The organism is Aeromicrobium sp. (genome assembly GCF_036675695.1).
Lineage (GTDB): Bacteria > Actinomycetota > Actinomycetes > Propionibacteriales > Nocardioidaceae > Aeromicrobium.
On record NZ_JAKFEL010000232.1, the window covers coordinates 1 to 4864 of the forward strand.

The 4864-nt window shown below is 63.8% G+C and carries 6 protein-coding genes and 1 pseudogene; all 7 read right to left on the reverse strand.

The annotated features are described in order from the left end of the window. Window positions 1-573, reverse strand: a 573-nt coding sequence (locus tag V6M39_RS15265) for an MFS transporter (protein ID WP_332644671.1), incomplete at its 3' end; no start/stop codon positions are given. After that, complete coding sequence (locus V6M39_RS15270) at window positions 570-1442, reverse strand: amidohydrolase family protein (protein ID WP_332644672.1); 873 nt, start codon at window positions 1440-1442, stop codon at window positions 570-572. The genes V6M39_RS15265 and V6M39_RS15270, both read right to left, overlap by 4 nt. After that, the gene (gene smpB / locus V6M39_RS15275; RefSeq protein ID WP_309971478.1) at window positions 1442-1918 is read right to left on the reverse strand and encodes an SsrA-binding protein SmpB; all 477 of its coding nucleotides are present in this window, start codon (window positions 1916-1918) and stop codon (window positions 1442-1444) included. Before smpB ends, V6M39_RS15270 begins: the two co-directional genes overlap by 1 nt. A gap of 34 nt (window positions 1919-1952) precedes the next feature. After that, window positions 1953-3197 (reverse strand): peptidoglycan DD-metalloendopeptidase family protein, encoded by a 1245-nt coding sequence (locus V6M39_RS15280; RefSeq protein WP_332644673.1) that lies wholly within the window; start codon window positions 3195-3197, stop codon window positions 1953-1955. Window positions 3198-3354: 157 nt separating this feature from the next. Further along, entirely contained in the window at window positions 3355-3810 is a 456-nt protein-coding gene (locus V6M39_RS15285; RefSeq protein ID WP_332644674.1) for an NUDIX domain-containing protein, read from the reverse strand. A gap of 11 nt (window positions 3811-3821) precedes the next feature. Further along, window positions 3822-4736, reverse strand: coding sequence for a permease-like cell division protein FtsX (gene ftsX / locus V6M39_RS15290; RefSeq protein ID WP_332644675.1), 915 nt, complete (start codon window positions 4734-4736; stop codon window positions 3822-3824). 9 nt (window positions 4737-4745) lie between these two features. Beyond that, a pseudogene (locus V6M39_RS15295) lies at window positions 4746-4864 on the reverse strand (cell division ATP-binding protein FtsE); the annotation flags it as partial.

Consider the following 4864-nt stretch of genomic DNA (forward strand, 5'->3'; position numbering starts at 1 on the left):
CTCCCCCTTGGTCTCCGGCACGTGCTTGACCGATAGCCAGATCACCACGGCAGCGAGCGGAACGTTGAGCCAGAAGATCGAGCGCCAACCGATCGCGTCGACCATCCAGCCACCGAGCAGCGGCCCGACCGCGGTGGTGACGCCCGCCAGACCGGACCAGGCGCCGATCGCCTTGCCACGGTCCTCCTCGACGAACGATGCCGAAATGATGGCAAGGCTGCCCGGTGTCAGCAAGGCAGCACCGACGCCCTGCAGGCCGCGGGCCAGCACCAGCACCTCGATCGTCGGCGCCGCAGCGCACATCACCGAGGCGACGGCGAACCAGGCGACACCGATGACGTACACCCTGCGGCGACCGAGCCGGTCCCCCAGCGAACCGCCGACGAGGATCAACGCGGCGAGGGTGAGCGTGTACGCGTTGACCGTCCACTGGAGACCGGCGACCCCAGCACCCAGGTCATCGTCGATCGCTGGGAGCGCGAGGCTCACAATCGAGCCGTCGAGGAATGCCATGCCCGAGCCAAGGATCATCGCTGCAAGCAACCACTTGCCCTGCGCGCTGGCGAGTCTCACGGTGCTCCGAAGAGCTCGACCCCGTTGTTCCAGAGCACGTCAGCCATCCATTCGTCGCCCAGGTCGAGCCGTTGCAGCGCCTCGACCTGATGAGCGTACGCATACGGGATGTTGGGAAAGTCCGTCCCGAACAGAATCCGGTCCTGCAGGTCAACGAGCCGAGGAGTGATCTCCTCGGGCGAAGGGCCGTCCCAGAAGTCGACGAAGGCCATCGTGGTGTCGAGTCGCACATTGTCGTAACGGTCGGCCAGGTCAAGGAATTCCGAGTACTCCGGCATACCCATGTGGGCGATGATCACGTTCAGCGACGGATGACGGCTCAGGACGTCAGCGATTCCGTCAGGTCCGGTGTGATTGCCGGGCGCAGGACCTGACCCGGCGTGCAGCACGAGCGGGGTGCCGCTGTCGGCGATCGCACCCCATACGGGCTCCAGCAGCGGATCGTTCGCCGCGTAGTCTCCGACCTGCAAATGCGCCTTGAACAGCTCGACACCGTCCTCGATCAGCTGCGTCACGTACGACGCTGCCTCAGGCTCGGGATAGAACGTCGCCGACCACAACGTGTCAGGAGTGCGCTCGGCGAAGCCGCGAGTCCAGTCGTTCATGTAGCCCGCAATGCCCGGCTTGTGCGCATATGACATCGAAGAGAACTTCTTGACGCCCATCGCCCGCAACTGCTCGACACGCTCTTCGTCGGTACCGCGGTAGGTGATAGGCCAGGTGCGGCCAAGCAGTGGCCCGGCTGAGTCGAAGTAGGCCCAGACCTTGGCCAGGATCGCCGGCGGCATGAAATGGGCGTGGACATCGAACAGCCCGGGAACCCCGAGGTCGGCGCTCAGCGCTGGTAGCTGGTCGTCGGCCAGACCCACTAGTGGATGCCCTTGAGGCGGCGACCGAGGTCGCGTTCTGCCTCGCGGGTGGCCGTACGTTCGGCGATGGCGTGGCGCTTGTCGTACGTCTTCTTGCCGCGTGCCAGCGCGATCTCGACCTTGGCGCGGCCGTCCTTGAAGTAGAGCGAGAGCGGGACGATCGTCAGCCCCTTCTCGGTTGTACGGCGCTCGATGCGCTCGATCTCCGTACGGTGCAGCAGCATCTTGCGACGGCGCCGGGTCTCGTGGTTGGTCCAGGTGCCCTGCGTGTATTCGGGGATGTGTACATGAAGCAGCCACGCCTCGCCACGCTCGACCTCGCCGAATCCGTCCACGAGGGATGCGCGACCGGCACGCAACGACTTCACCTCGGTTCCGGTGAGGACCAGACCGGCCTCAAACGTGTCTTCGATGTGATAGTCGTGGCGCGCTTTCTTGTTCTGCGCAACAACCTTGCGCCCTACCTCTTTAGCCACGGTCCAATTCTCTCACGCGAGAGGTGAGCCGGACCTAGAGCCAACCGGCGGGGTTGGTCGTCCGACCGTTGGCGAGCACCATGAAGTGCAGGTGACAGCCGGTCGAGTATCCGGTCGAACCGACGTACCCGATGACCTCACCGCGGCTGACGTGCGAGCCGGAGCTCCTCGCGAAACGGCTCAAGTGGTTGTACGTCGTGACGACGTTCACGCCGCGCATGGTGCCGTTGTTGAGGATGATGCGGTTGCCGTAGGCGCCGTTGTAGTACTGGCTGAGGATGGTGCCGCTGGCTGCCGCCCTGATCGGCGTGCCACACCCGGCGCCGAAGTCGGTGCCGTCGTGCAGCTTGTAGACGCCGGTGATGGGGTGCACGCGCATCCCGTACGGCGAGGTGATCGGGCCATTGACCGGACGACTGAGCGTTCCGCCACCATCGCCGCCTGGATTGGACCCGCCCTTGTTGATCAGAGCCTGGAGCTCAGCTTCGAGTCGGTTGCGCTCCCTGACTTCTTCGCGGTAGCGCTTCTCGTCCTCCTGCTTGGTCAAAGCGGCGGAGTGGCGCGCGTCCTCACGTGCGTCGACGAGGCCTGAGATCGTGTCGCGCTGCTGCTCTGCCTTCTTCTCCAGCTTGGCCATGCGCTTGAGGTTGGCGGCTGCCTCGGCACGCTGCTTCTTGATCACGTCACGGAGCTTCTCGACTTCGTCACGCTTGACCTCGAGCAGGACCCTGGTCGCCGCGAGACCCTGCATCGTCGCGAGCTGGGCATCACCGACGGAGTCGTTGAGGTTCATCTGATCGGTGAATTCCGCGGGGTCTTCGCCGCGGAGCAGATCGCCGAATGCCCGGAGGCCGCGACTGCCCTGCATGAGGTTCTCGACCGTGAACTGCTCGACGATGGCTTCGGACTCCTTGAGCTCGAGCTCGCCCTGCTTGAGCTTGGCCATCGCCTCGTCGAGATTGGCTTCGCTGACCAGGAGCTTCGCCTGCATCTGAGCGTCGCGTTGCTTGGCGACGGCGAGCTGTCCGCGCGTCTTGCCCAACTGATTCTGGGCAGTGTCGAGCATGGCCTGTGCGCCGCGAAGCGCCGACACCGCAGCCGCGTACTCCTTGGTCGAACCGTCAAGCGCCTGCTTGGCATCCTTGGCGGCTTCCTTGGCAGCCTTCTGCTGCTCTTGCAGGTCACTCTTCTTGTCGGCCACAGACGGGCTGGAGACAGCGAACGTCATCGCGACAGCGAGCAGTGCCGCTGTGATGGATTTGCGCCTGGACCTGATCATGACCTCGACCTTGGGGAAGTTTCTCGCGTACGAGACTGTCGTGGTGTTACCCCTGTGAAAGAAGTGACAGGAGCGACTTTAGGTCATTTCACTCACATATCGAGGTATTTGCGCGACTCAGCGCGTATCGACAACACGCGAAAGCCAACGATTGGGTTCACAACAGCTTGAGCAGGTCGGGCCACGTTGCCGCAAAGCCCGGATGCAACTTCAGCTCCTGTTCGATCTCGATGGCAGTAACCCACCTGTAGCCGTCACTTCCAGTTTCCCAACCACCAAAGGTGTCCGGCATCTCCGGCGAGCTCATGGCGACGGTGTGATAGGCCCAGCCTTCATGGTCATCCGTGAAGGTGAACCGGTGCTCGAGCCCACCTGGCACCGGGCGCATCTCCTCGGCGGCTTCCCTGCTTGCCCCCTCAAGGGGCGTCTCACCGTAGGCCAACGCGCCACCAGGTATGCCCCAGGTCAATCCCTTCTGCACCATTCGGGATCGATGCTGAAGCAAGTAGCGCTCGATGCCCACGTCGTCGGTGTGGATCAGCAGGAGCCCTGCGGCACCGACGCGTCCCCAATGCTGGTGGCCTCGGCCACAGCGGGTCCAACCGTCGGCCATCACAGCAATGCTCAGACGTCGAGGTACTTGCGCGTCATCACGAGCGTCGGAACCAGCGCCAGGAGCAAGGCGAGCACCGTCGTGTAGCCCATCACGACTCCGGCTTCCTGCCACCTGACCCACGTCGTGATCTCGCCGAGCGTGTCGCGGAGGTAGCCGTACACGACGAAATACATGAACGCTGCGAGTCCTGCGGCAGCCAACGCTGCCGAGATCAACGCAGCCAGCATCGACTCGAGGATGAACGGCAGCTGGATGTGCCAGCTCGACGCACCGACGAGTCGCATGATGCCGATCTCGCGCCGGCGCGCATACGCCGTCATACGGATCGTGTTGGACACCTGCAGAATTGCCGCGACGATCAGGAGCAGCGAAGTCGCCAACGCGGCCCAGCGCATCTTGGACAAGATCTCGAACAGCGGTCCGAGCAGCTCGCGGAGGGAGTTGACGTTGCCGACGCCATCCATGCCCGAGACCTGACTGACCACGCCGTCGAACTTCTGCGGATCCTTGAGCGTCACGAAGTACGACTCAGGGAAGGCGCTCGGACCGAGGGTCTCGAGCTGCGCCTTGCCGGTGTCGGTCTGGCCGAGGAGCTCGCGCGCCTGGCTGTAGTTCTCAGCGGGAGAACGGATATCGAACGTCTTGACCTGCGGGTTCTCGCGAAGCGCTGCCTGCACGGCAGCCTTCTGGTCGTCGGTGGCGACACCGCCGATGCAGTTGGAGCTCGGCGAGTTCTTGGTGCAGAGGTTGATCTGCAGCTGGAGGCGATCGCCGAAGTACTTCTCCGTACGGTCAGCCTGGCCCTGGATCAGCAGACCGAGCGCGGCCAGCAGCAGCGACACAGTCATCGTGACGACCAATGAGATGGTCATGGACTTGTTGCGCGCAAGACTGGCGCCGAGTTCGCTCAGTGTGGCTCTCATGCCGGCCTCCTAGTTCTGGTAGCCGTAGATGCCGCGGGCCTCATCGCGCACGATGAGCCCGCCTTCAAGCTCGATCACGCGCTTGCGCATCTGGTCGACGATCGTGGAGTCGTGGGTTGCCATCACGA

Bases quoted from the DNA above. Each gene is read 5' to 3' on its own strand.
- V6M39_RS15280 (WP_332644673.1), bottom strand. From the start codon at position 3,197: ATGATCAGGTCCAGGCGCAAATCCATCACAGCGGCACTGCTCGCTGTC.
- V6M39_RS15285 (WP_332644674.1), bottom strand. From the start codon at position 3,810: ATGGCCGACGGTTGGACCCGCTGTGGCCGAGGCCACCAGCATTGGGGA.
- ftsX (WP_332644675.1), bottom strand. From the start codon at position 4,736: ATGAGAGCCACACTGAGCGAACTCGGCGCCAGTCTTGCGCGCAACAAG.